Source organism: Acuticoccus kalidii, from assembly GCF_021556395.1.
Lineage (GTDB): Bacteria > Pseudomonadota > Alphaproteobacteria > Rhizobiales > Amorphaceae > Acuticoccus > Acuticoccus kalidii.
Window position 1 is genome coordinate 384,389 of sequence record NZ_JAKGCS010000017.1, and the last position, 25,379, is coordinate 409,767.

A 25,379-nucleotide genomic window follows, 5' to 3' on the forward strand; every position below is an offset into this window, starting at 1 on the left:
AGGCGGAAAGTTCTACTCTCCACCTACCCTCAAGACGAGGCCTTTCGATCGACAGCTGCGATTCAGGCCTCGCCATGGGCGGCAAAAACCCCAAGCACATCACGCCGGCGAGACGCAGTCATGGACAGACTTGACGATCGGACGGCCATTCATCGGGCGGGCGCGCGTGCCATGACCAGACTTCCAAGCGACATGCCGCAGCGTACCGGCTCACTTCTCGTCGTGGATGACGATGAGACGATCCTGCGCATGATGGTCGACTTCCTAGGTGATAACAGCCTCTCCGTTCTTTCCGCGGCGGGCCGGGCGGAGATGCGCCGCCACCTCACCCATGCGCAGGTCAGTCTGGTCATCCTGGACGTCCAGCTCGGACAGGACGACGGATTTGACGTCCTGCGTGAGATCCGCGCCCATTCGGACGTGCCGGTCGTGATCCTCACCGGGCACCGCCGCGACGAGATCGATCGCGTGGTCGGTCTGGAGCTCGGCGCCGACGATTACCTTACGAAGCCGTTCTCGCTCCGTGAGCTTCTGGCGCGCATCCGCGCGATCTTGCGCCGGCAGGAGTTCGGCCGCACTCAGCGCAGCCGCGATCCGGAGCGGGGCGGCTATCGCTTCGCGGGCTGGCAGCTGGCGCGGCGCCACCGCCGGCTCACCGACCCGTCCGGCACCATCGTGCCGCTCACCAAGGGCGAATACACGCTCCTCCACGCGTTTCTGGAGGCGCCGCAGCGGCCGCTATCGCGCGAGCGGCTGCTGCAGGTGACGCGGGTACACGAGGACGTCTTCGATCGCAGCATCGACGTGCAGGTGCTGCGGCTGCGTCGCAAGCTTGAGGCGGACCCGAGCGCGCCACAGATGATCCTCACCGAACGCGGGATCGGCTACATCTTCGCCGCCCGCGTCGAGCCGTTCTGATGCGCGCCCGCCGTTGGCGGTGGGCCTGCGTTGCCCTCGCGGTGTTGACGGGCGCTGGCCTGATCTGGACCCGTGACGGCGTCGGCGGCGCCGCGGCACAGCTTCAGCCGGCGGGCGGCGCGGCCGTCGAGCCGATCGTGCCGCTTCCGGCCGAGCCTTGGCTCGACGAGGCGCGCGTCGCCCTCGGCGAGCGCCTCTTCCACGACACCCGGCTGTCCGGCTCCGGTACGCTGAGCTGCGCCTCATGCCACGACCTCGCGAGCAACGGCGCGAGCGCCGCGGCACTGGACATCGGCGATGGCGGAGACAGGCTCGGCGTCAACACGCCGACGGTGTTCAACGTCGCGTACAGCTACCGTCTCGGCTGGGAGGGGCGCTTCCGAGACGCCGCCCGGCATGCCGCGGCCCTCATCGAGAACCCGCGCATTATGGGGGCGTCCCTCCCCACCGTCGTGGAGCGGTTGAGAGCGGATGACGCGTTCGCTGCTGCTTTTCGCAGCGCCTACGGGCGAACCATCGACGCGGCCAACGTCGTGGATGCGCTGGTCGAGTTCGAGCGCTCTCTCGCGACGCCGAACGCGCCCTTCGACCGCTGGCTGAAGGGTGAGGCCGACATGCTGTCCGAGGTCGAGTTCGAGGGCTACCAGCTCTTCAAGTCGACGGGCTGCTCGTCCTGCCACCAGGGGATTGCCGTCGGCGCGAACCTCTTCCAGCGGCAGGGCGTGTTCCGGCCCCTTGTCCCGCCGCCGCCCGACATTGTGCGGGTCCCTGGCCTGCGCAATGTCGCGGCCACTGCACCTTATTTTCACGACGGAAGCGCGGCGACGCTTGCCGAGGCAGTGCACCGGATGGCGCGGGCGCAGCTCAACGCATCGCTGTCGGACGAAGAGGTCGACAAGCTCGTCGCGTTCCTCGGAACGCTGACGGGCGAGTATCGTGGCGTTCCGGTCCGTCCGGCGCCATGAAGGGGATCTGGCTCGCCGTCGGCGCGATGCTGATCCTCCTCGCCGGCAGCTGGGGATGGCTGCAGAGCATCCGCGCGGACGAACGCGCGAGCGCCCACGCGATGGCGGCGTTCGACGACTTCATCACCGCCGAGAACGAATTGCATCGCGCCGTCCTCTCCGCCCGCGCTAGCTCACTCAGACACTACGACCCGCTCGTACGCGCGCTCGACGCCATGTTCGCCGCGCAGGACCGTCTGCGGCGAACCGCACCGGCATGCGACGTGTTCATTCGTGCAGCCGATGCGCTGCGGCCGCGGATCGTAGCCGAGGAGGCGTTGGTCGAACGCTTCAAGAGCACGAACGCGCTGCTTCACAACTCGCTCGCCTACTTCAGCCGCCTCAGCGAGGACCTCGATGCGGCGGCGACACCTGCAACGCGCAAGGCGGACGGGATCGCCACAGCGGTGCTCCACATCATCGTCGATCCCTCCCCGACGAGCCTCGCGCAGCTCGATGCGGAGATCGCGCGGATCGAACCGATCCATCCGGAGCGTCATCCCGGTCTCTCCGCCCTCATCACGCACGCTCGCCAGCTTCGCCTCCTTCTGCCCGAGATGGAGGAGACGCTGGCCGCGCTCACCGATCTCGGCACCGCGAACGGCCTCGACCCCGCACGCAACGCGCTCCTCTTGAGGCAGGCGACCATCGCAGCTTGCGCCGATGCGGCCCGCTTCTTCCTCTACGGGATCGCATTCACGCTCGTCGGCCTGCTCGCCTGGGCCGGGGCTCAGCTTCGGGCGCGGATCCTTCTGATCCGCCGGCGCGCAGCGATCGAGCATGTGGTGGCGAGGATCTCGCTTCGCTTCCTCGACACGCCGCGCGGGACGATGGACGCGCAGCTCCAGCGCGCACTCGAGGAGCTGGGAACGAGTTTCGGCGCCACGCGCGGCTGGTTCATCGTACCCGGTCCGCCGGGGAAGAGCGTGTTCTGGGCGCGCGGCGGTCCGTCCTTCCCGCCTGGCTGGTCGCGGGACGTGGTGGCCTGCATGACGAAGGCCGGCCTGGGGGACGGCGGCATCGTCCACATCGAAAATCTGCGCGCGCGACGCGCGAAGATGTACACGCTCCTAGCCGGGTCCTGCGGCGGAAGCCTTCTTTCGATCGCGCGTGTCAGCGGCGGTGAAGTCCGTGCGGTGCTCGGTTTCGATTGCCTTCGCCCACGCACATTTCGCAATTCGGGCGCCGACCAGCTCCTTGCGCTGGCGTTCGATGCGCTGACCAACGCCGTCGCCAAAGGTGCGCTGGAGGAGGAGCGGGAGCGGCTGGAGGCGCACCTCCAGCACGCGCGGCGCATGGAGACGGTTGGCGTCTTCACGAGCGGCATCGCGCACAACTTCAACAACATCATCGGCGCGATCATGGGCTATGCGGAAATGGCGTCGAGCGGCGCCGCGGCAGGCTCGCGCCTCGCCGAGCACATCGAGGCGATCGGGGCCGCATCGGAGCGAGCACGACAGCTCGTGGATCAGATCCTCGGCTTCGGGCGCCGCAGCGAGAGCATGCGCCGCGCGGTCCCCGTCGACGCGCTCCTCGCCGAGACGGTGTCGCTCCTTGCGACCTCGCTTCCGCCGTACGCGCGCCTCGACGTCGCGCCGACGCAGGGTTCGCTCTCCATCCAGGCGGATCCCGGCCAGCTGCAACAGATCCTCCTCAACCTTTGCCGCAACGCAGCCGAGGCGATGGACGGCGACGGGACGGTCTCGCTTTCCGCCCGCCCCGTGAACCTGGCGGAGCCGCAGGGCTCCGGGGCGGACATGCTGGCGGCAGGCGCATACGTCGTCATCAGCGTGGAGGACGGCGGGCGCGGCATGGACGAGGCGACGCTGGGGCGGATCTTCGAGCCCTTCTTCACCACGCGTCGGCAGGGCAACGGTCTCGGCCTCGCCACGGCGCTGGAGATCGCCCGCGATCACCATGGCACGATCACCGTCCAGAGCACGCCGGGGGCCGGCAGCCGCTTTGAGGTCTGGCTGCCGCAGGCACCGCCGGTGGCGGCGTGCGCGGAGGATCGGGCGCTCACGTATGGCGCCGGCGAAACGGTGATGCTGATGGAGGCGGACGCGCGGCGGCGCATGCGGTTCGAGGAGGTGCTGGCCGCGCTCGGCTACGAGCCCGTCGCCTTCGCCGAATGGGCGCGCGCCGTCCAAGCCGCCCGCGCTGCACCGACGCGCTTCGATGCCGCCGTGATTGTCTCGGGCGACGGTCCGTTCCCCGGCGCGGACCACCCCGGCGCGCTTCACGAGGCCGTGCCGGGGATGCCGATCATCCTCTCCGCCCGAACCACAAAGCAGTTCAACATCGAGCGGCTGACGGGTGCCGGGATCGCCGAGATGATCCCTTACCCGCCCACGCCCACACAGCTCGCCGACGCGCTCGCGACATGGCTGAGCGCAGCGCGCGACCCACGGACACGCCTCGTGCTGAACGCCCCGCCGGCGTAGACGGGACGAGGCCGCAAGGGATGGCCGCACGGCCACCCCTCGTCGCGGGCCCGTGGGTCAGATCCCGTGGGACGCGCGGATCATGTCGGCGCAACGCTCGCCGATCACCACACACGGGGCCATCGTGTTCCCGCTGGTCACCTCCGGCATGACCGAGGCGTCGGCAATCCGCAAGCGATCGACGCCGTAGACCTTCAGCTCAGCGTCGACGACCGACATCTCGTCCCGCCCCATCTTGGCAGTACCGGCCTGGTGCCAGAACGTCACCGCGGCATTGCGCAGATAGTCTTCCATCGCGGCGCGGGAGAGCTTGCCCGGCAGGGCCTCGCCCTTCACGAGTTCCTTAAAGGCCGCGTCGCTGCCGAGTTCGCGCGCCAGCTCCAGCGTGGTGAACGCGGCCGAAAGGTCATCCGGATGCGACAGCGTGTTCGCCTCGATCCGGATCCGATCGTGCACATCACAGCCGGTGAGATGCAGCGATCCGCGGCTTTTAGGATGCGCGAGGCCGGCGAACATCGTCCATCCGTCCGCCGGAATGGCGGCCGAAGCGGTCTGCGCGCTCGGCACCGGGAACTCCAGCTGGCAGTGGAAGATGTCCGGAAGGTCCAGCGAAGCGTCGCTCGTCCAGTAGAGCGTGGCCTCGGAGCCGCCGTAGTTCACCGCCTGCGGCGCCTTGCACTCGAAGATGCAGCCGAAAGCGACGTGGTCCTGATGGTTCTGCCCGACGCCTTCGAGGTGCTGGACCATGTCAATCCCGTGCCGGCGCAACTCGCCCTCCGGCCCGATTCCGGACTGCATGAGGAGCTTCGGCGTATTCACAGCCCCCATCGAGACGATCACCTCATGCCGTGCCTCGTAGCGGCCGACCCGACCATTCTCAATGACCTCAACACCGATGACCGCGTCGCCGGCGCAAGTCAGGCGACTGACCAGCACGCCGGTGAGCACGGTAAGGTTCGCCTGTCCCATCCGCGGACGCACATAGGAGCGGAAGACCGACGAGCGCTGACCGCCCTTCACCAGAAGATCGGTGATCGCCGCGCCGCCGCGCCCTTCCATCATGACGCCATTCGGACTGTCGAACGTCGGGATGCCGAGCGTGCACGCCGCCTCCACCATCGCGCGGGCGACGGGCTGGGGGTTCTGCGCGGAGTTCACGTAGATCGGCCCGCCTTCGCCGCGGCGCTCGGGATCGCTGGCGCCTTGCCAGTCCTCGACCCGCTTGTAGATCTCGAGGATCGCCTCGTAGCCCCACGCGGGGTCGCCGGCCGCCTCGGCGAAATGCTCCCAGTCATTCCTGTGGCCGCGCGCCCAGACGCCGACGTTGATGCTGGAGCTTCCGCCGAGCAGCTTGCCCATGTTGAGCGCCATCCGCCGGCCGTTGAGGTGCGGGTTCGGCTCTGCGGAAAAGGCCCAGTCGCGCGCGGAGCCGAGGTTGGCCGGCCATTGGCCTGGCGTCATCACCTCGGGGACCTCGTCGCTGCCGCCCGCCTCGATCAGAAGCACGCTCACCTGCGGGTTTTCCGCCAGGCGGCCGGCAACGACAGAGCCTGCTGAGCCGGCCCCGCAGACGATGAAATCGTAGGAGCGGCCGTTACCCCCGCCGTTGCCGCGACCCGAAGCGACCTTCGTTGGGACGAGTTTCGTCACATGCATCTCCCTGAACACAATATGCCGAAAAAATTTCTGGCGGAGCTGCAGGTAGGCTGGGCGTATTACGGAGCGAATTCTGAAGAGTTACTATTGTAACATTCGCAACGCGCCGGGTGCTCATCTGGACGTGGGCTTAGAACGGCAGGCGGCCGCTCTCCTTCACCTCCTTCATGACAAAGAAGGTGCGGGTCTGGCGCACGCCGGGGAGCGAGATCAGCTTGGCGCTGTGCAGTTTGTTGAAGTCGGCCATATCGCGGACACGAATCTTGAGGAGATAATCGAAATCGCCCGCGACGAGGTTGCAGTCGAGCACCTCCTTTAGGGCGAGAACCGCGCTTTCGAACTCGCCGAAACTTTCGGGCGTCGAGCGGTCCAGCACCACTCCGACCATGACGAGGGCGCTGAGGCCGACAGCGGCCGGCGCGATCTCGGCCCGCACTCCGGTGATGAAGCCTTCGTCGAACAACCTCTGCGTCCGCCTGTGGCACGTTGCGGCGCTGACGCTGACCCGCTGCGCAAGCTCGGCGTTGGTGAGCCGACCCTCCGCCTGCAGCGTCCGCAGGATCTTGATGTCGATACGGTCGAGCGCTTTGAAAGAATCTTCCATCTTTTGGCTATCATTCGTTTTATTTTTGAGATCTTGGGCGAAACCAGCGCCCTTGAAGGAAATCCATCACTCGAATCAGAGAGCACCTTTCGCCGCAAAAAGTCTACTTTTCACTCGTTCCCTAGACGAGGTTGTCGTGATGTCGCTACTCACCCAATTCGACCGTTATCCGCTCACATTCGGCCCCACGCCGATCGAGCGTCTGCCGCGCCTGTCCGACGCTATTGGCGGGTCGGTGGAGATCTGGGCCAAGCGCGACGACTGCAACTCCGGCCTCGCCATGGGCGGCAACAAGCTCCGAAAGCTCGAATACATCGTGCCGGATGCCATCAAGTCCGGCGCGGACACGCTGGTGTCGATTGGCGGCGTCCAGTCCAACCACACGCGGCAGGTGGCGGCGGTGGCGGCCAAGATCGGCATGAAGTGCGTCGTCATCCAGGAAGCATGGGTGCCGCACGACGACGTGGTTTACGACCGCGTCGGCAACATCATGCTGACGCGTCTCATGGGGGCGGACAGCCGCCTCGTCGATGACGGCTTCGATATCGGCATCCGGCAGAGCTGGCAGGACGCGATCCAGTCGGTCGAGCGGACCGGCGGCAAGCCCTATCCGATCCCCGCCGGGGCATCGGTCCACAAATATGGCGCCCTCGGCTACATCGGCTTTGCCGAGGAGGTGGCCAAGCAGGAAGCGGATCTCGGCTTCACGTTCGACTACGTGGTCGTGTGCGTCGTCACCGGCTCCACGCAGGCCGGCATGATCGTCGGCTTCGCGGCGCAGGACCGGGCGGACCGGGTGATCGGCATCGACGCCTCCGGCACCCCGGACCAGACCCGCGCACAGGTGCGGAAGATCGTGGACGGCACGGCGGACCTCGTCGGCCTGGGACGTCTCGTGCGCGACGACGAGATCGTCATCAAGACGGACTATGCCTACCCTGCCTACGGCATCCCGTCGGACGAGACCAATGACGCGATCCGCCTCGCGGCCCGCACGGAGGCCATGATCATCGACCCCGTCTATGAGGGGAAGTCGATGCAGGGCCTCATCGACCTCACGCGCAAGGGCTTCTTCGCAGAAGGATCGCGCGTGCTCTACGCCCACCTCGGCGGCGCGCCGGCCCTCAACGGGTACGGTTACACCTACCGGAACGGCTGAACCCGCCTCAGTTAACCCCGCACCGGGGCTCGTACCGCCGGCGGTCCGTTCCGCCAGGGATCTCTTCCTGCAACCTCATCAACGGTGTCTGAAATGGAACTGACCATCAATGCCGTCGCCCTTGCCGGGGCGGCCCTCCTCGCCCTCACTACCGCGCTGCCTGCCAAATCCGAGCCGATCAGGAACGTCGTCATCGTGCACGGCGCCCTCGTCGACGGATCCGGCTGGCGCGGCGTCTATGACCGGCTGACCGACCGCGGCTACAACGTCACTATCGTGCAGCCGCCGATGACGACGCTTGCCGACGACGTCGCGGCGACCCACCGCGTCCTGGAGCTGCAGGACGGACCCTCGGTCCTCGTCGGACATAGCTACGGCGGCATGATCATCACCGAGGCCGGCACCACCGATGATGTGGCGGGCCTTGTCTACATCGCAGCCTTCCAGCCGGACGAAGGCGAGACCCTCGCGGGCCTCGCCGGAGAAACCCCGCCGGCCACCACCGGCATCAAGGCGACGTCCGACGGCTTCCTCTATCTCGACCCCGCCGTCTTCGCGGCCGACTTCGCGGCGGACCTGCCCGCGGCGGATGCCGAATTCCTCGCGCACTCGCAGGTCTTCCCAGCAACCATCACGTTCGAGACAAAGATCTCCAACCCCGCCTGGAAGACAAAACCGAGCTGGGCGCTCATCCCGGGCAAAGACCGCGCGATCAATCCCGACCTGATGCGTGAAATGGCGAAGCGGGCCGGCAGCAAGATTGAGGAGATCGACGCGAGCCACGCCGTCTTCATCTCCCAGCCCGCCGCCGTAGTTGCAATGATCGAGGATGCCGCCAACGCGCTCGCCGACTGAGCGCCGGCGACCGGCTTCATTACAGCCGTAGCCTCGCCGCGCCCGGCTGAAATCGCGCGGTCGTCCGCTCCTGTTCCCATCGAGCGTGACCCATCAGGGCGCGCTCGATGGCTCGCCTCATCCATGCGGGACGGAACAGGACTTCAGTTATGCAACGCTCAGCGGCCCTCTCCCACGTCGACACCTCGCACGGCCGCGTGGCCGTGGAAGACAGCGGGGAGGACAGTGGCACCGGCGGAACGCCGGTTGTTTTCCTCCACGGCAACTCCTCCTCCCTCGAGATCTTCGAGCACCAGCGCCACTCCCCCCTCGCGAGAGGCCGGCGACTGATCGCCGTCGACTTCCCCGGCCACGGGGCCTCCGGCAATGCACACGATCCGCTCCGCACCTACACACGCAGCGGTCTCGCCGACGTCATCGCCGAGCTCTTAAATTGCATGCGCATCGGGGAGGCGATCGTCGTCGGCTGGTCGCTCGGCGGCCACGTCGGCATCGACCTCCTGTCGCGCTTCGCGGGGCTGAAGGGGCTCATGATCATAGGCACGCCACCGGTGCGATCTGGCGCAATGGCAGAGGCATTCCAGGCTTCTGCGCAACTCGGTTTCGCCGGCCGTCCCGAACTCTCGTTCGAGGACGTGACGGCCTTCGCGCGCGCTATGATCGGCGACCCCGTCCCGCCGTTCCTTCCGGCCGCGATCCGGCGCACCGACAAGAGGTTCCGCGACGTCCTGTTCAAGGCCGCGCGCGCCGGCGCCGGAGGCGACCAGCGCCATGCGGTGGAGACAAGCAAGGTTCCGATCGCCGTGGTGAACGGAGCCGCCGATCCGCTGGTGAATCTCGATTATCTCGACAGTATCGCCTACGGTAACTTGTGGGACAGTCGCTGCCACCGGCTGCCGCGCGCAGGCCACGCCCCGTTCTGGCAACAGCCGGCAGTATTCAACGCCGTCCTAGGACGCTTCCTCGACGCGCTCGCGTGAGAGGAGACGCCAGATGGACAAGGTCAAAACATCGGCGACCGTCGCAGGCGAAGCGCCTCGCCGGCACGGCGCCATGGAACTGACGGTGGCCGTCCTGGGTCTCGGCGGGATCGGCGCGGTCGCGGCCGGATATCTTCAGGCCACAGGGCGCAATCGTATCATCGCCTGCGCCCGGCAGCCGCTCGAACGCATCGTGATCGAGCAATCTCACGAAGAGCTCGCGGTCCGGATCCAGGCGATCACCGATCCAAAAGACGCCGGGCCTGTCGACTGGGTCCTCCTTGCCACCAAGGCACATCAGACCCCCTCGGCCGCGCCCTGGCTCGCGGGCCTGTGCCACCGCTCGACCCGCGTCGCGGTCTTGCAGAACGGGGTGGGACAAGTCGAAAGGACGGCGCCGTGGGTCGGCGAGGCAACGGTCGTTCCCGCCGTCGTCAGCTACAGCGGCGAACGGGTCGGCGCCGATCGCGTCGTTCTGCGTCAGCCGGCGACCTTCGACCTCGCGGTCCAAGCTGACCCAGACGGCCGTGCTTTCAGCGATCTCTTTGCCGGAACAGCGCTGCGGATCTTCATCAGCGATAATCTCTCCGCGCTTGCCTGGCGCAAGCTCCTTATCAATTCGGTTGCCAATCCGATCACCGCCCTCACGCTGCAGCGCCTCGGCGTCTTCCGGCGAGACGACGTCCGTGCGCTCGCCGAGACCATGCTGGAGGAAGCCGTCGCGGTCGCTCGCGCAGACGGCGTACGGGTGACGGAGGACGACATCTCGCAGATCCTCGGCACCCTGCGCGACATCCCGGCCGACATGACCACCTCGATGCACCTCGATCGGCTGGCCGGCCGGGCGCTGGAGCTGGACGCCCTCAACGGGGCGATCGTGGCCGCCGGAGAAAGGCTCGGCATTGCGGTGCCGCTCAACCGCGCGCTCCTGACCCTCCTGCGCGCGGCGCAAAGCGAGGAGGCCATAGTGCCGCGGCCGGACAACACCGGGCACCCCGACGATGGGCCGTCGCCGGGAGGCGCTCCGGCTGCGTTTGCGCCTGCCGGTCCGCTCACAGAGCGCAATCGGCAAACCGCTCCAGCAGGAACTGTGTGAGGGCGCAGCTTCGCCGATGGCGGGCCGGCTGAGGGCGGGCGCACCACGGAGAGACCGGCCTCGGGCGATCCAAATTGCGGCAGCACGACATCGAGCGCGCCCGACCGGATAGCGGGCCCGCACAGGAAGAGTGGCAGCCGGGCGATCCCGACCCCTGCCAGCGCCGCCGCAAGGAGGGCATGACCGCTATCGGCGACGAACCGCGCACGGGGCGACACCGTCACCTCGCGTCCCTTGTCGAGGAGGCGCCACATTTCGTGCTCCTGCGCGACCATCGCGTGGCCACGAAGGTCGCCGTTGGTTTGCCGCGCGGGATGCGCCGCGAAGTGGGCCGGGCTTGCGACCACGGCAGCCCAGATCGAGGCGACCGGCCGCGCGATGTGGCTCGAATCGCGTAGCGCGCCGATCCGGATCTCGGCATCGAGCCGTTCGGCGGTGAGGTCCGAAAGCCGGTCGCTGTAACGTGCCTGGATCTCGAGCTGCGGGCGGCGCATCGCGAGCTCCGCCCCGTCGCTGACTACAATCGCCGGCACCTCGATGTCCGGCGGGAGGCCAATGCTCGTCCAGTAAAAGCCGAGCAGCTGGCTAGCTTCCTTTGCACGCCCGCGCCTGAGCGCGCAGCACGGCGTAGTCTTCAATCAAATTCAAAGTCGGTGAGTCTCCCGGCAACTGCTCGATCTCACCCGCGGCGCGATCGAGGAACCCCTGCCGGTACTTCGGCACCAGGACACACGCCAGCACGCTATCAGAACTCACCGTCGACGCATGCGCTGAGCGAGATCATCACACCCGCGAGGACGATCGCGCGACGCATCCAGCATCCGCTACCGCACATCGGACAGCCGACATCACCTACATCGCCCTAGCGGTTGGCTTCGTCTACGTCGCACTCATCATGGATGCATGGTCCCGCCGGATCGTCAGCTTTGCAATGAGCCGGCGGATCGATGCCCGGCTGACGCTGGCGGCGCTCGAGGCAGCAATCGCGCTTCGCCAACCGCCGCCCGGCTGTGTGCACCACGGCGACCGCGGGTCGCAATATGCCGCCGAGAAGTATCGAGGCCGCCTTCGCGAGGCGAAGCTCGTCGGCTCGATGGGCCGGCGGGGCAATCCGTACGATAACGCGATGATGGAAAGTCTCATGAAGACGCTGAAGGTCGAAGGCGTCTATCCGGTTGAGTTCGACACCGCCGAGGACGTCGCCGAGCAGCTCCCCGCCTTCATCGACAAATATAACGCCAGGCGCCTTCACTCATCGCTTGGCTACCTGAGCCCCGAACAATACGAGAAGCAGCACCCCCGGCCGCCGGTCAAAGACGCCGCCTGATCTTGTCCGCCCCGAGGGGCCCACTCCAATGAGTGGTGACAGTTCGGGGCAACGTCACAGGTATCGCGTAAGCTCGACGTGAACGTCCGCTCTGAGTCAATTTCGAACGTCAGCTCGGGGTAGAATTCGATGTGGGCGCTGATCGCCTAGTGATCGAGCTTGCAGAACTGCCGTGGTTCGAACACAAAAAACCTCAGGCGATCCGCGCCATTCGAAGCTGTTGACTAGAAGGACGGAGTCAATAGCTTCAGAGAACAGCGCAGGGTGGAGAGCGAAATCGAGCCTGTCCGCCGCCTCCGTAGTCAACACCTCCCACGCAACACCGCGCGCGTACTGGCGGTTTTGACACCCTTCGAATGCCGGAGAACCGTTCGAACTCAGCTGATGGCGGAGGGAGAGGGCCTGGGAGCGAACATTCTCTTGTGGATGCCGCCCCCGTTTGCAAGGAATTCCTGAGCCTTGGGCATGTGATCGAGTGCGTACTCTTGTCAGGCCTTTGGGTGCGGCCTGATGAGTGCCGCTGGCCGAGATGGTGATGCGCGGACCGGGACCAGATCTCCAACAGCGAGCTCGAGGCTCGGAGAATGTTTCTGGCTGCCCCATCCGGATCATGTCGATCATTTGCCCGTTCAGCTCATGCCTTCCTCACAACTTCATCGCCCCGATGACGCCGGCACCAGTTCACGCGCCGATCATTTTCGGGCCGCGATAGTCTTCGCCTCGCGTCAGCATCGCCCAGATGCCCCGCGCCATCTTGTTCGCGAGCGCCACCGCCGCCACCATCGGTGGCTTGCGCTCCAAGAGCCGCGACAGCCAGGATCCGCTCGGCGAACCTCGGCGTGACGCCCATCGGATCACCGCCATTGCCCCGGTAATCGCCGAGCGCCGGATATCGCGCTGGCCCATCTTAGACGTCTTCCCCAGCTGCTGTTTGCCGCCGGTCGAGTGCTGCCGTGGCACCAGGCCGAGCCAAGCGGCGAAGTCGCGCCCGTGCCGGAACTCTCCCATCGGCGGCGCAAAGGTCTCTACCGCGAGCGCCGTGATCGGCCCGACGCCCGGCATCGTCTGGAGGCGGCGCGGCGTCTCTGCTGTGTTCGACATCTCAGCGATCTTCGCCTTCAACGCGTTGATCTGACTCGTTAGATGGGCGATCTGCGCAAGGAGCATACGGCAGATCGATCGATCCAGATCAGGAATGCGCTGGGATCTTCGATCACCTCGGCAAGCCGCGAGATGTGGCCGATCCCCTCAGGCGCGACAGTGCCGAACTCGTAGAGGTGCGATCGAAGCGCGTTTACAGCCTTGGTCCGCTGCTTCACCAACTGCTCACGGGTTCGAAACGCGATGGCCCGCGCCTGCTGCTCTGCCGTCTTCTGCGCGACGAAGCGCATCATCGGACGCTGTGCAGCCTCGACGATCGCCTCGGCGTCGGCCGCGTCGTTCTTCTGCCGCTTCATGAAGGGCTTCACGTAGTGCGGCGCGATCAGCCGGACCCGATGACCATGTCCCGCCAGTTCCCGCGCCCAATGATACGCGCCAGCGCAAGCCTCCATCGCCACGGTGCACGGCCGGTGCCCCGCCATGAAACGCGCGAACTGCATGCGCGACAGCTTCTTGCGGAACACGACCGACCCGTCGGCCGCGGCGCCATGCAGCTGAAACACGTTCTTCGCCAGATCAACGCCGATGATCGCCACTTCATTCATAGATGCCGTCTCCCCTGAGCTTGTGCTTCGACACCGCAAGCTTCGCAATTGCGATGCTGACGGAGGGTGAGAGCGGCATCCACCCCATCTCCACCTGCTCGGCAAGCTCCGCCGGGTGTCGCCTTGATCGGCAGCCGCTGTCATAGTTCTACCTCGAGAGATCGCGCTGGCCTCTTCAGAGGTATACTCGATAAATCTGGTTGAGCCGTCCGCGGGCCTGCAGGGGCTGTCAGATCGGGAAATGACCTATGCTTGTTAGGGCCGAAACTGGGCTGCCGTCGATCAAGGTTCTTCCCGCTCGGCCAACAGCGCCTGTCGGGCGAGCTCGGGGAGCGACCTAACAGCCATCTTGCGCATTATGGACGCGCGATGATTCTCGACCGTCCGCTGGCTGATGCCGAGGTCGGCGGCGATGTTTTTGCTCGGATTTCCAGCCAGAACGCGGGTCATCACATCACGCTGACGCGGGGTGAGTTCGGCAACATGGCTCGCGGCAAGCTTCCGGGCCTCCCTTGTCACGTTGACGTCCCTCGCTAGATCGAGAGCACGCGCGACACTCGCCAGGAGCTCGACACTCCCAAATGGCTTTTCGATGAAGTCCGCCGCACCTGATCGCATGGCCTCGACAGCGAGGCTAATCTCGCCGACGCCCGTGATCACGATCGCCGGAGTCTGATCGCCTCGAGCACGCAACTCCCTGATGAGGGGAACTCCACACATCCCGGGAAGATTAGCGTCGACCAGCAAGCAGCATTCCTGCCAGGGGCGATAGGCTTGGAGAAACAACTCGGCGGTCGCATAGTCCTCGACGCGGTGCCCGGCGGCCTGGAGCACATCGCGGATGGCGGTTCTCACGTCGTCGTTGTCATCGATGACGTAGACTAGGAATGGTGACAGGCTGGGGGGCTGCGACGTCACCAGGTCTGCGGGGCGCGGAGGATGACCACAGAGCTGTGTGATTGCGGCCACGAGTTCATTCGCGGCAACAGGCTTGCTGAGGCGGATACCGTCTTCAGCCGCGATGATCGCGAGGATCTCGCTCGAAATGTCTCCCGTCAGAATGATCGCCGGCAAATGCTGGTCGAGCCTGGCGCGGAGCGCCGTTAGAAGCTCGACGCCGGTCATTCCGGCTTGCAGACTGTAGTCGCTGAGCAGGAGGTCCGGCAGCACTGCGTCCGACGCGACCCGCTCCAGCGCCGACGGTCCGTCGCTCGCGGTGGTGATGCTATGGCCGCTCTGCACCACACACTGTTCGAGCAACGCGAGCACGTCCGGATCGTCCTCGACAATGAGGATCCGCAACGCCCGCGCGACCGCCTTTCTTTGCTGGCTGACGGGCTTCACGACGGGCGCCGGCACAGGGCTGGCACAACGAACGCTGATCGCGAAGACCGAGCCTTTGCCTGGCGCCGAGCGGACCTCGATGCCATGACCGAGCAGATGGCCGATGCGCTGAACGATCGACAGGCCTAGGCCGAGGCCCGGGCTGGATGCGCCAGAGGTTCTCAACTGATGGAACTCGTCGAAAATCACCCCGAGATCTTCGGCGGCAATGCCGATTCCGGTGTCCCAGACCTCGATGCGCAGGTCGTCGCCGCGCCGCCGGCATCCGAAAAGGATCTTGCCGCGCGCGGTGTATTTCAGCGCGTTTCCAATGAGGTTGCGAATTATCTGTTCGAGCAGCCGGGGGTCACTCGAGACCAGCGCGGAGCTCGGCACGCTGGTGAGCAACAAACCTTGCGCCTGTGCCACGTCGATGAACTCATCATGCAGGCGGTCGAGGATATCTGAGATCCGGAAGATTTTGGATTGTGGGATGACGACGCCCGCCTCGATCTGGTTGATGTCGAGCAGCGCGTTCAACATACCGGACATCGCGCCGAGCGCCCGCTTCTGTCGCAAGATCAGCTGTTGCGGGGTATCGCCTTCGACGACTTGCGCCAGCATCCCATGCAGCAGCATGAGCGACTGGAGTGGCTGACGCAGATCGTGGCTCGCTGCGGCGAGGAAACGCGATTTGGCGCGTGTGGCGCGCTCGGCATCCAGTTTCGCGGCCTCCAGCGCAATGGCTCCAGCCTTGCGCTCAGTTATGTCGGCGAAGGTGATGACGACACCTTCTACGCGGTTATCATGGGCTCGATAGGGAAAGATCCGCCGTACGAACCAGGCTTCGTTCCGGCCGCTGATCTCGCGCTCGATCGCCAGTTCCCCGGTAAGGGTCCTGCGCGCATCTCCGATGAGGTGCGGATCGTTCGCGATCGAAGCAAGATCGGCGAGCGGGCGTCCGATATCACCCGGAATGACGCTAAACAGCGACTTGATCGCCGGGGTGAAGAACCGGATGTTCAATTCAGTATCAAGGAACAGCGTGCCGATGTCGGTGCTATAGAGCACGTTCTGCAAGTCGTCCGACGTCAGCCGTTGTCGCTCAAGCGCCTCCTGAAGCTGGCTGTTGAGCGCGGTCAGCTCTTCGTTGAGGGATTGAAGCTCCTCTTTGGAGGTCAGCAACTCTTCGTTCGTTGACTGGAATTCCTCATTGACGGAAAGCGCTTCCTGATTGATGGACTTTTGTTCCTGGCTCGAGATCTCCTGATGCCGGATCGTCGTTTCGAGCTCAGCGCGAGCCGCCTCGAGCTCGAGTTCCAATTCGGCAATTCGCGCGGTCTCGCCGGTTCGACCGGACGACGACCGGGGACCCGCCGGCGGCGCCTCTTCCACGAAGCAGATGAGCAGGAGATCCTGTTCAGCCCCGAGCCACTGGACATCGATCCTGAACCATATCGCCTTTCCACCGTGGACGAGCCGCGATCGACCGCCGTCGACACGAGGTTCGGCCTTGCCCACGCGCTCGATGGCCAGCCTCAGCTTGGTTCTGAGGGCCGGCGTCGCCATGGCGAGAATGTCATGCGTCGCATATCCGGGAGCGACTCGAAGGTAGCGCTCCGTGGGACCGGACGAATACAGGCATTGTCTGTTTCGGTTGATGAGAACGGCCGCTGGCGCATGGCTCGACATCACTGCACGGTTGCAGATCTCCGAGTACGTGGCCCGCGATCCCGCTGATGGCACGGTCTGCGCGGCGGTCAGCAGGGGCATCGTCTGCGCAAAGCTCAACGGAAATGGAGCAGCTGCAACCCGGCTGCGCGCGACATGCCTGTACAGCCGCTCGGCTTTGGCCACGACCTCGAAGCGGCCCTTGGTGTTTCCGACAGTCTCTGTCGGGCCGATCAGGAGTATTCCTCCCTCGCGCAAGGCGAAATCGAACACCGAGATGACCTTGGCCTGCGCGTCGGCGTTGAGGTAGATCAACACGTTGCGGCAGGAGACGAGGTCGATACGGGAAAACGGCGGATCGGTCAGGATATCCTGGACGGTGAAGACGACCGCGCCGCGCAGCGCCGTCGTAATCCTGTAACCGCCATCCTCCTTCGCGAAGTAGCGATCAAGGCGGTCCGATGAAATCGTCGACGCAATATCGAAGGAATAGAGACCTGCCCGCGCGGTCTCGATCGCCGCTTCATCGACGTCCGACGCAAAAACCTGCAACTTGATCTTGCGGCCGGACGCAGCGATGGCATCGCAGCAGACCATCGCAAGTGAATACGCCTCTTCCCCGGTGCTGCAACCCGCGACCCAGACGCGAAGCGATCGGTCGTCTGCAAGATCGCCGATCAGCGCAGGGATCGTCACACGCTCGATCGTCTCGAAGACCTTCGCGTCTCGAAAAAAGCTGGTGACATTGATCAAGAGATCGGCTGCGAGGAGGTCTCGCTCGGCTTTATTTTCGGAGAGCAGCGCGCGATAGCCGGTCAGGTCGCGACTCTTCAGTCCACTCAGTCCGATCCTGCGCTCGATCCGACGCTCAATCGTCCCGGGCTTGTAGAACCGGAAATCGTGGTTGGTCTCTTCGTTGAGCAGGTCGATGATCGCGGTGAGTCCACTTGCCGGCGCCGCGCGATCGTCCGGTTCGGGCGTGGCCGTCTCCCGAGCCATACGCTCGGCGAATGCGGCGAGTGCTGCCGGCATGTCAGCGATCCGTATGATCGCATCGACACGACCGGTGGCGATCGCATGACGAGGCATCCCGTCCCGCTCGGCCTCCTCGGGGTCCTGGGCGATGACGAGGCCCCCGTTGTCACGCAGTTGCACGAGCCCGGCGCTCCCATCGTCGCCGTTGCCCGACAAGATCACGCACGCTGCCTTGTCGCCCGATCGTTCGGCCAGCGAGTTGAGGAGGAAGTCGAACGGCAGGCGGACACCACGCGGTGGTTCAGGGACGGACAGGCGAAGCACCTCGGCCCGAACGGCAAGGTAGCGACCAGGGGGAATGATGTAGATGTGATCGGGAACAATCGGGCATCCGTCGGCAGCCTCGACGACCGGCATACGCGTGTGGGTGGAGAGAAGGTCGGCAAGCAGGCTGTCGTGACTCGGATCGAGATGCTGAACGAGGACGAACGCCACCCCCAGGTCCGCGGGCAGATCGTCGAACAACTTCGATATCGCGCCAAGGCCGCCGGCCGATGCGCCGATTGCAACAACCGGAGTCACCCCCGAGACCACAGCAGACCTCCAAGGTTGATGGGCGGGCGCAGAAGTCGGCTGCGATCCGGCGCGCCGGGCCGCGTCCGTGCGCCTCGCGGGTTTGCCACAGGATGATCTTGATCAGACGACATGGTTCTCGCTAGCACATGGAGTGACTTCAGGCCTTTTCCAGAAGCGCTCGAACATTCTGGCCACCGTCGGCCGTAAGTAGATTCCGGCCCTGCGCTGTTAACGCTGTTTGCCATATGCCTCGTTTCATTCGAAGGCTGCGTGACTGTCGTGGGCGAAAGCCTAGCGACGACTGGCGAGCCAAACTGGACCTGACCCACCCGATGCCGAAAGGTGACTAGGATGACCGGGGCCCTGCGCATCTTAATTGTGGAGGACAATCCGATGATCGCCATGGATCTGGCCGAGCTCCTGACGACGCTCGGCCATAATATCTGCGCCATCTCGCGGACGGAGGGCGAGGCCGTCAGCGCCGCGACACTGGCGAAGCCGGATCTGCTCATCGTCGACCAGCATCTGGCAGAAGGGTGCGGTGTATCGGCGATCCGCCGGCTTCTGATGCGGGGGGCGGCGCCGCATTTCTACGTCACGGGCGACCCGGGGGACGTCTATACGATGCAGCCAAATGCGATCGTCGTACCCAAGCCCTACGATCGACAGGATCTCATCGACGCAATCGTGAAGGTGAATGTTCGACACCGTTGGAATATTATCGAACACGTCATTCAGATGGAACAGTGATCTCTAGGAGAGTCGAGTCTCCGTCCGGCCGGAAGCGGCACACCCCGGCCGTCGCTGGAAGAAGCATCACCTCGCCTTTTTTGAGCCGAAAGTCCGCGGCGTCCTGTTCGAGGTCGCCGGCACCTTCGATGCAGACGAGCACAATCGGTGCGTTCCGCGGATCAATCTCGAAGGGCGCCGAACCGGCGATCCGCCAGAGCCGGAAGTGCCTGCAGTCCAGCAACCGCTCACGCCGGGATGGCGACGTCGCTTCCACCACCTGCACGGCCGGCCCGACGACGCCCTGGGCGAGGTCGACGCATTCGAGCGCCTGCTCGACCTGGAGCGGCCGTGCAAGCCCGGTCGCCGGGTCGATATGATCCCAGTCATACAGGCGGAACGTGACGTCGCTGTTCTGTTGGACCTCCAGGACGACGAGACCATCGCCGAACGCGTGGACGTCCCCAGCCTCGACCAGAATGCTTTGACCCACCGCCGGCGAGAAACTGGCGAGCGCCTCGTCCACGTTAGATTTAGATAGAGTCCTCAGCTTGGCGGGCGTCGCGCCGGTCTTCAGACCGACATAGATTCGGGATTGTGGGTCGGCCTCTAGCACGACCCAGCCTTCGGTCTTTCCGGTTTCGCCAACCGGAAGAAGGTTCGCGTTCGCGTCCGACGGATGCACCTGCACCGACAGCATCTGCGAAACATCTAGATACTTGAGCAGCAGAGGGAAGCGTTTGAAGCGCGGTGTTAGCTTACCGAGGATTGCCTCGGGCGACGCCGCGATCAGCTCCGCGAGTGTCCGCCCCTTGAAGGGCCCGTTCGAGACGCGGCTCGGATTGTCCGCGCGATCGCTGAGCAGCCAGACCTCTCCGATCGGCCCATTGCCCGGGAGTGGCACATCGAGCCATGCGCCGAGGCGCCGTCCACCCCACAGCCGGTATTGACATATCGGATCGAAGCGGAGCGGTGCGGCGGATGACTGGACCATCCCAAATCCGATCGCTCAGGGGCGCGCGGGGCGATAGCGTCGGAAAATACTCATCGTCGCGATCGGACAGCGGGTATCTCCGATTATGCCGCGGCCGCAGCATATCTCCTGTACTTGCCCCCTGAAGAAAAGGGCGACCGTCAGTGGCGATCCGGTACGTCGGGCCGCTCCTTTCGACCCTGGAGAGCTCGACAACAACCGGTCAGCCACTGCCGTGCGACTGAGTAGATTCCGAGGGTGACCGCGGCGACGGCCCGGTCCCACATACTGGAAAGGCAGCGCCCCGTGTTTGGCCGCCTCGTCCTCGCCACCCTCGGATGAAAGATGCAAGCATGCACAACCTGCAGGCCGGTGCCCAACCATCGCCAGTATCTGGGAGACTTAGTGCGGCCAAGGCCGCGGTGGGCAGGGAAGATTCGCGCGACGCGAATACAATGAGCGTGGCGGTTATAGGAAACTCACTCCCCCGTCTTTGCGGAATAGCCACTTTTACAACTGATCTACAGCAGGCTCTCATCCAATCATCCCGCGTCGACAAAGCTTCGATCGTTGCAATGACTGATCGCGGACACCAATACGATTATCCTCCGGTCGTCGATCTCTCGATTGCCGAAGAAGACCTGCACAGCTACGAGGCCGCTGCGCGGCACCTCAATAGCGGCCGGTTCGATATCGTTTCGTTACAGCACGAATTCGGAATCTTCGGCGGCGTCGACGGCGACAACATCCTCGATCTGATCGACGATCTGCGGCGACCCCTCGTCACCACGATGCACACGATTCTCTCGTCGCCAGGCTTGCACCAACGCTACGTCACCGAGCGCATCGCGGGCAGCTCCGAACGGGTGATCGTGATGTCGGAAAAGGGAGCCTGGATGCTTGCCGAGCGGTACCGGGTCGATCCGCAGAAAATCGATGTCATTGCCCACGGCATTCCCGATGTGCCGATCGTGGCGCCCGACATCATCAAGGCGAAGCGCGGATTTATTGGGCGCACGGTCATCCTTACGTTCGGCCTCCTCAGTCCGAACAAGGGCATCGAGGTGATGATCGACGCGATGCCTGCCGTTCTGAAATCCTACCCCGACGCCCTATACATCGTACTCGGCGCCACCCATCCTAATCTTTTGCGGACCGATGGCGAGAACTACCGAACTGGTCTCGTTGGACGAGTAGATAAACTTGGTATCACGAGCAATGTCCTTTTCATCGATCAGTTCATCGAGCGCAGAGATCTCCTAGAATACATCGCTATGTGCGACTTGTACGTCACGCCCTACCTTTCCGAGGAGCAGATGACCTCCGGAACTCTCGCGTACAGCTTTGGGCTTGGCAGGCCGATCGTCTCCACGCCCTACTGGCACGCGACGGAGCTCCTTGCCGGGGGACGGGGCGAACTGGTGCCATTCGGCGATTCCAAAGCCACCGGCGATGCGATCACGGCGCTCCTGGCAAATCCCGCGCGATGCCGGGCCATCAGCCAGCGAAACTATTCGGAAAGTCGATCCATGACCTGGCGGTGCGTGGGCGAACAGTATGTCGACGTGTTCGCTGATGTGCTCGGCGGGCGGACCGGGAGGCGCGAAGCCCGACCCGCCGCGGCGCTGAACGCCGCATGACCGGCCCCATGCCGCGCATCTCCTCCGCCCACTTCCACGCCATGAGTGATGGCACAGGCCTCTTTCAGCACGCGATCCTCGATGTCCCCGACCGCGCGCACGGTTACTGCATCGACGACAATGCGCGCGCACTGCTCGCGAGCTACGACCTCGGAGACGGCAGCCGGGAGGAAGACTCCCGATTGATGGCGACGACGTTCGCATCCTTCATCCAGCATGGCTGGAACAGGGACACCGGCCGCTTCCGAAATTTCATGGCGTTCGATCGCCGGTGGCTCGAGGCGCAAGGATCGGAGGACAGCCACGGCCGAACCCTGTGGGCGCTCGGGGTATGCGGGAGGGACGACCCCTGCCCAGTGCGGCGCGCCTGGGCGTTGCGCCTCATGCGGGACGGGACGCCCGTGCTGTCGACATTTCGGTCACCGCGCGCTTGGGCGTTTGCGCTGCTGGGGCTCTGCGCGGCGGACGAGGCCGTGCCCGGCGATACCACGGTGATCCGGATGTGCGACCGCCTCGCCGGTCAGCTCATGGACCTCCTGAAACGGGAGGAGCGCGCCGACTGGATCTGGTTCGAGGATGTTCTCGCCTACGACAATGCACGGCTCCCTCAGGCATTGATCGCCGTCGGTCGCGCCCGCAAACGACAGGATCATATCAACGCGGGCGTCAGGACGCTGAACTGGCTGATCGAAGTACAGACCGGCGAGCACGGACTGTTCCGCCCGGTCGGTTCGCACAGCTTCGGCGCACCCCATGTTCACCCCGAGCCCTTCGACCAGCAGCCGCTCGAAGTGGCCGCCACCGTCGCGGCATGCCGCATCGCATACGAGATCACCGAAAACCCATTTTTCCTTGCCGAAGCAAGCCGAGCCTATCGCTGGCTGCTCGGCGATAACGATCTCGGCATCGCGCTGCTCGATCCCGATACAGGTCGTTGCTGCGACGGTCTGCATCCCGATCGCGCCAATGCCAATTGCGGGGGCGAGTCCCTGGTCTCGGCCCTGCTGGCGGCGGCCGACATGAGAGCGCTGGAAAGGACCGCCCGCTTGAGCATCGTCGTTTCGCACTGACACTGGCCCGCCTCCGGCAACGTCCGACACTCCATTTTGGAACATCACCGTCCATGTCGATTGTTCACCAACAGGATCTCTTCCTGCACCCCGATCCTGATCGGGTGGTCCTGCGCGCCTTTCGGCCCACAGTCGAGCCGCGCGAGCTGAATGCACTCGACCAGGGCCGCGCCAACCATATCGTCGCTCGTGTATGCGGCCTCAGCAAGGCGGAGACCGCGACCCTTCTCGCCGATACGATGACGGTCTTCGGCGGCCGCCACCGCAACCTGCTCGGCGTCTTCGACGCACGCGCACGAGAAATGGAAAGCGTGTTCACGCTGCACGCGCCGTTCACCGAGGCGCAGCGCTCGCTGATCGGCGCCTATTTTGTCCAGGAGAACACCTTCGAAGCCGCCGCGCTGTTCAACCCCAGCATCGTGCCGCACCCGGATCAATCCGGCGTCGCGACGGGGTCGCTCCGCTTCGTCCTCAGCTTGCGCGCGGTCGGCGAGGGACATGTGTCGTCGATCGTATTCCGCTCCGGAGTGATCGACCAGGACGGCGCCGTAACGCTCGACCCGCCGTCGCCCTTCGCCTCGATGCCCATGATCCGGGAACGGATCGGCGACACGTTCGAAATCGGCTTCGACCGGGAAAGCGACATCGGCGAGCGCATTCTCTATCCGATCACGCATGCGCAATCGAACGGTATCGAGGATGCGCGTTTCGTGCGCCTCGAAGAGGGGGACGGCCCAGTCTACTACGCGACCTACACCGCCTACAACGGCCGCTCGATCCGCTCCGAGCTGCTCGAGACGCGCGACTTCCTGTCGTTCCGGATGACGCCGCTACAGGGCCGCTCCGCCGGCAACAAGGGTATGGCTCTGTTCCCGCGCAAAATCGCTGGCCGATACGCCATGATCGCGAGGCAGGACAACGAAAACCTTTACCTCGTTACCTCGGACGATCTCTACAACTGGGACGACGGCGTGCCGATGATGGAGCCGAAATATGCCTGGGAGTTCGTGCAGATCGGCAATTGCGGCGCGCCGATAGAGCTTGACGAAGGTTGGCTGTTGTTTACCCACGGCGTCGGAGTTGTTCGCAGCTACGCTATTGGGGCGGTCCTCCTCGACAAGACAGACCCGTCCAAGGTGATCGGACGCACGTGCCAGCCTCTTATCAGCCCGGTTGCGCCGCGTCGGGGCGGGTATGTGCCGAACGTTGTGTACACTTGCGGGGCTCTGCGGCACCGGGAGCTGATCGTGATGCCCTACGCCGTGCTCGATACATCCTGCGCCTTTGCGACCATGCGGATCGACGAGTTGCTGGCCGTGCTTGACGAAGGGATTGGATGAGCGGCGACCGAGCCGTTCTAGAATTGCACTGCGGCTGGCACCTAGGCCGATTGCCCCACTGAGTTCGACTTTCGACGCACTAATCAATAAATCAATCATAATATCGCCTTCACGCGTCGAATTACCCTTGATTTCCTTTGAAGAAACCTCATATATCCAATAGAATAATGCAAACCCGTTACGATCTATAGGCTAACAATACTTTTAGTTTTTGTGGCGGAGGAGCTTTTTCAAGTCTGCGACTCGGCGTACCGGGCAAATGGAGCCGACGGCGAAACGGTCGGCATCGTTCGGCGAGCCAACGACTGACCAAGTCTCACAACCGAGAGCCAACGTACAAAGCAAGGAGAGATGTCATGCGCAAATTCGATTGGGTGAAACCGGGCGTCACCGGAGCTGTTGTCGGCGCCGTCGGGCTGGCAATTGTAGGTTTCACATGGGGCGGCTGGGTGACTGGCGGCACGGCGGAGGCGAGAGCGTCCGCGAGCAGCAAGCTTGCGATGGTCAACGCCCTTGTGCCCTTCTGCGTGGCGCGATCGGGAGTCGACGACCCGGAGGCAATCCAAACGCTGGCTGACCTGAAAGACGCCAGGGAATACCAGCGCGCCGACATCCTCATGAAGGCCGGATGGGCGACTCCCCCTGGGGGCACCGCCGACAGAGACCTCGCAAGGGCCTGCGCGGCGAAGCTTAGCCTTGCGTCATAAGCCGGCGCGGTAGAAATCTACCGGGAACAGCACCTGGACTCGCCGAGCCGGCGGCGCCGCCGCACGGCCACGGATGAAAGTGCGCCGCTGTTACAACAAAACGCCCAAAGGATGCGCCGCGTTCGAACTTCGGGTCCAATCCAGACCTCAACTATACTGGTATGAAAGCTAGGTTTGCGACAAGCCGCATCATCCAAAGGGGCCGGCTCGGATACACATTCTCACAATATATCTTTTGTATCGCGAGAAAAGCATGAGTGTATAGCTCAAGCCGCTCAATGAGGGCCATAAATTGTCCATCCGTACCACCGAGTTCACCGTGACTTTCCACGAAGCGTTCCGTGTGGCGGAGTCCGAGGAGCTTCTTCCACCCGGCACATATCGCGTGATCACCGACGATGAGGAGCTCCCAGGCTTAAGCTTTATCGCGTACCGTCGGATCGCCACTTTACTCATGATTCCAAGCATCGACACCCCGCAGCAGCATCGCCGGACCGCTCTTTCGATCAGTCAAACGGAACTCGATGCAGCGATCATGAAGGACCGGCACCAGACCGTGTGACAACGTCACTGCTGCGAGGGCGTCGGTCGCTCGAGCCACTCCCTGACGATGACGTCACGGGGTG

18 protein-coding genes and 2 pseudogenes are annotated in these 25,379 nt (G+C 64.5%); 14 read left to right on the plus strand and 6 right to left on the minus strand.

Going from position 1 to position 25,379, the window contains the following annotated elements; all coding sequences use genetic code 11:
* The first annotated feature begins 171 nt into the window (after positions 1 to 171).
* The 3 genes from L1787_RS11920 to L1787_RS11930 are packed head-to-tail and all read left to right on the plus strand — an operon-like array spanning position 172 to position 4,366.
* Positions 172 to 918 (plus strand): response regulator, encoded by a 747-nt coding sequence (locus L1787_RS11920; RefSeq protein WP_235709120.1) that lies wholly within the window; start codon positions 172 to 174, stop codon positions 916 to 918.
* Complete coding sequence (locus L1787_RS11925) at positions 918 to 1,883, plus strand: cytochrome-c peroxidase (protein WP_235709068.1); 966 nt, start codon at positions 918 to 920, stop codon at positions 1,881 to 1,883. Before L1787_RS11920 ends, L1787_RS11925 begins: the two co-directional genes overlap by 1 nt.
* Positions 1,880 to 4,366: a two-component system VirA-like sensor kinase gene (locus tag L1787_RS11930; protein ID WP_235709069.1), complete on the plus strand. Its 2,487-nt coding sequence runs from the start codon at positions 1,880 to 1,882 to the stop codon at positions 4,364 to 4,366. Before L1787_RS11925 ends, L1787_RS11930 begins: the two co-directional genes overlap by 4 nt.
* Before the next feature lie 57 nt (positions 4,367 to 4,423).
* Here the strand turns inward: L1787_RS11930 and L1787_RS11935 are convergent, their stop codons facing one another.
* Together L1787_RS11935 and L1787_RS11940 are read right to left on the minus strand one after the other, a co-directional pair.
* Positions 4,424 to 6,022, minus strand: a complete 1,599-nt coding sequence (locus L1787_RS11935) for a GMC family oxidoreductase (RefSeq protein WP_439648283.1) — start codon at positions 6,020 to 6,022, stop codon at positions 4,424 to 4,426.
* Between the two features lie 130 nt (positions 6,023 to 6,152).
* Positions 6,153 to 6,626 (minus strand): Lrp/AsnC family transcriptional regulator, encoded by a 474-nt coding sequence (locus tag L1787_RS11940; protein ID WP_235709070.1) that lies wholly within the window; start codon positions 6,624 to 6,626, stop codon positions 6,153 to 6,155.
* Positions 6,627 to 6,765: 139 nt separating this feature from the next.
* Here L1787_RS11940 and L1787_RS11945 point away from each other — a divergent pair, with 139 nt between their 5' ends.
* From L1787_RS11945 to L1787_RS11960, 4 genes are all read left to right on the plus strand, one after another.
* Complete coding sequence (locus L1787_RS11945) at positions 6,766 to 7,785, plus strand: 1-aminocyclopropane-1-carboxylate deaminase (RefSeq protein ID WP_235709071.1); 1,020 nt, start codon at positions 6,766 to 6,768, stop codon at positions 7,783 to 7,785.
* A 93-nt stretch (positions 7,786 to 7,878) separates the two neighbouring features.
* Complete coding sequence (locus L1787_RS11950) at positions 7,879 to 8,640, plus strand: alpha/beta fold hydrolase (protein ID WP_235709072.1); 762 nt, start codon at positions 7,879 to 7,881, stop codon at positions 8,638 to 8,640.
* Positions 8,641 to 8,747: 107 nt separating this feature from the next.
* Positions 8,748 to 9,620, plus strand: a complete 873-nt coding sequence (locus L1787_RS11955) for an alpha/beta fold hydrolase (RefSeq protein ID WP_235709073.1) — start codon at positions 8,748 to 8,750, stop codon at positions 9,618 to 9,620.
* A gap of 13 nt (positions 9,621 to 9,633) precedes the next feature.
* Positions 9,634 to 10,716 carry a 2-dehydropantoate 2-reductase gene (locus L1787_RS11960; protein WP_235709074.1) on the plus strand — a complete coding sequence of 361 codons (1,083 nt, stop codon included), beginning with the start codon at positions 9,634 to 9,636 and terminating at the stop codon, positions 10,714 to 10,716.
* Between the two features lie 29 nt (positions 10,717 to 10,745).
* Here L1787_RS11960 and L1787_RS26045 read toward each other — a convergent pair.
* A pseudogene (locus tag L1787_RS26045) lies at positions 10,746 to 11,210 on the minus strand (substrate binding domain-containing protein); the annotation flags it as partial.
* 182 nt (positions 11,211 to 11,392) lie between these two features.
* On the opposite strand from L1787_RS26045, the gene L1787_RS11965 reads away from it, so the two are divergent.
* The gene (locus L1787_RS11965; protein ID WP_369415089.1) at positions 11,393 to 12,043 is read left to right on the plus strand and encodes an IS3 family transposase; all 651 of its coding nucleotides are present in this window, start codon (positions 11,393 to 11,395) and stop codon (positions 12,041 to 12,043) included.
* A 681-nt stretch (positions 12,044 to 12,724) separates the two neighbouring features.
* Here the strand turns inward: L1787_RS11965 and L1787_RS11970 are convergent.
* Both L1787_RS11970 and L1787_RS11975 read right to left on the minus strand, forming a co-directional pair.
* Positions 12,725 to 13,749 (minus strand): annotated as a pseudogene (locus tag L1787_RS11970) (IS110 family RNA-guided transposase).
* A 282-nt stretch (positions 13,750 to 14,031) separates the two neighbouring features.
* Positions 14,032 to 18,312 carry a chemotaxis protein CheB gene (locus L1787_RS11975; RefSeq protein WP_235709075.1) on the minus strand — a complete coding sequence of 1,427 codons (4,281 nt, stop codon included), beginning with the start codon at positions 18,310 to 18,312 and terminating at the stop codon, positions 14,032 to 14,034.
* A gap of 333 nt (positions 18,313 to 18,645) precedes the next feature.
* Between L1787_RS11975 and L1787_RS11980 the strand changes: the two genes are divergently transcribed.
* Complete coding sequence (locus L1787_RS11980; protein ID WP_235709076.1) at positions 18,646 to 19,044, plus strand: response regulator; 399 nt, start codon at positions 18,646 to 18,648, stop codon at positions 19,042 to 19,044.
* Here L1787_RS11980 and L1787_RS11985 read toward each other — a convergent pair.
* On the minus strand, positions 19,025 to 20,017 hold the full coding sequence (locus L1787_RS11985; RefSeq protein ID WP_235709077.1) for a type I phosphomannose isomerase catalytic subunit: 993 nt from the start codon (positions 20,015 to 20,017) through the stop codon (positions 19,025 to 19,027). The two genes, L1787_RS11980 and L1787_RS11985, sit on opposite strands and share 20 nt — an antisense overlap.
* Before the next feature lie 554 nt (positions 20,018 to 20,571).
* Between L1787_RS11985 and L1787_RS11990 the strand changes: the two genes are divergently transcribed.
* The 5 genes from L1787_RS11990 to L1787_RS12010 all read left to right on the plus strand — a co-directional run bounded on the left by L1787_RS11990 (position 20,572) and on the right by L1787_RS12010 (position 25,315).
* Positions 20,572 to 21,636 (plus strand): glycosyltransferase family 4 protein, encoded by a 1,065-nt coding sequence (locus tag L1787_RS11990; RefSeq protein ID WP_235709078.1) that lies wholly within the window; start codon positions 20,572 to 20,574, stop codon positions 21,634 to 21,636.
* Positions 21,633 to 22,706: a hypothetical protein gene (locus tag L1787_RS11995; RefSeq protein WP_235709079.1), complete on the plus strand. Its 1,074-nt coding sequence runs from the start codon at positions 21,633 to 21,635 to the stop codon at positions 22,704 to 22,706. Before L1787_RS11990 ends, L1787_RS11995 begins: the two co-directional genes overlap by 4 nt.
* A 53-nt stretch (positions 22,707 to 22,759) precedes the next feature.
* Positions 22,760 to 24,046, plus strand: a complete 1,287-nt coding sequence (locus tag L1787_RS12000; protein ID WP_235709080.1) for a glycoside hydrolase family 130 protein — start codon at positions 22,760 to 22,762, stop codon at positions 24,044 to 24,046.
* Positions 24,047 to 24,402: 356 nt separating this feature from the next.
* The gene (locus tag L1787_RS12005) at positions 24,403 to 24,753 is read left to right on the plus strand and encodes a hypothetical protein (protein ID WP_235709081.1); all 351 of its coding nucleotides are present in this window, start codon (positions 24,403 to 24,405) and stop codon (positions 24,751 to 24,753) included.
* 292 nt (positions 24,754 to 25,045) lie between these two features.
* On the plus strand, positions 25,046 to 25,315 hold the full coding sequence (locus L1787_RS12010; RefSeq protein WP_235709082.1) for a hypothetical protein: 270 nt from the start codon (positions 25,046 to 25,048) through the stop codon (positions 25,313 to 25,315).
* Positions 25,316 to 25,379: the final 64 nt, after the last annotated feature.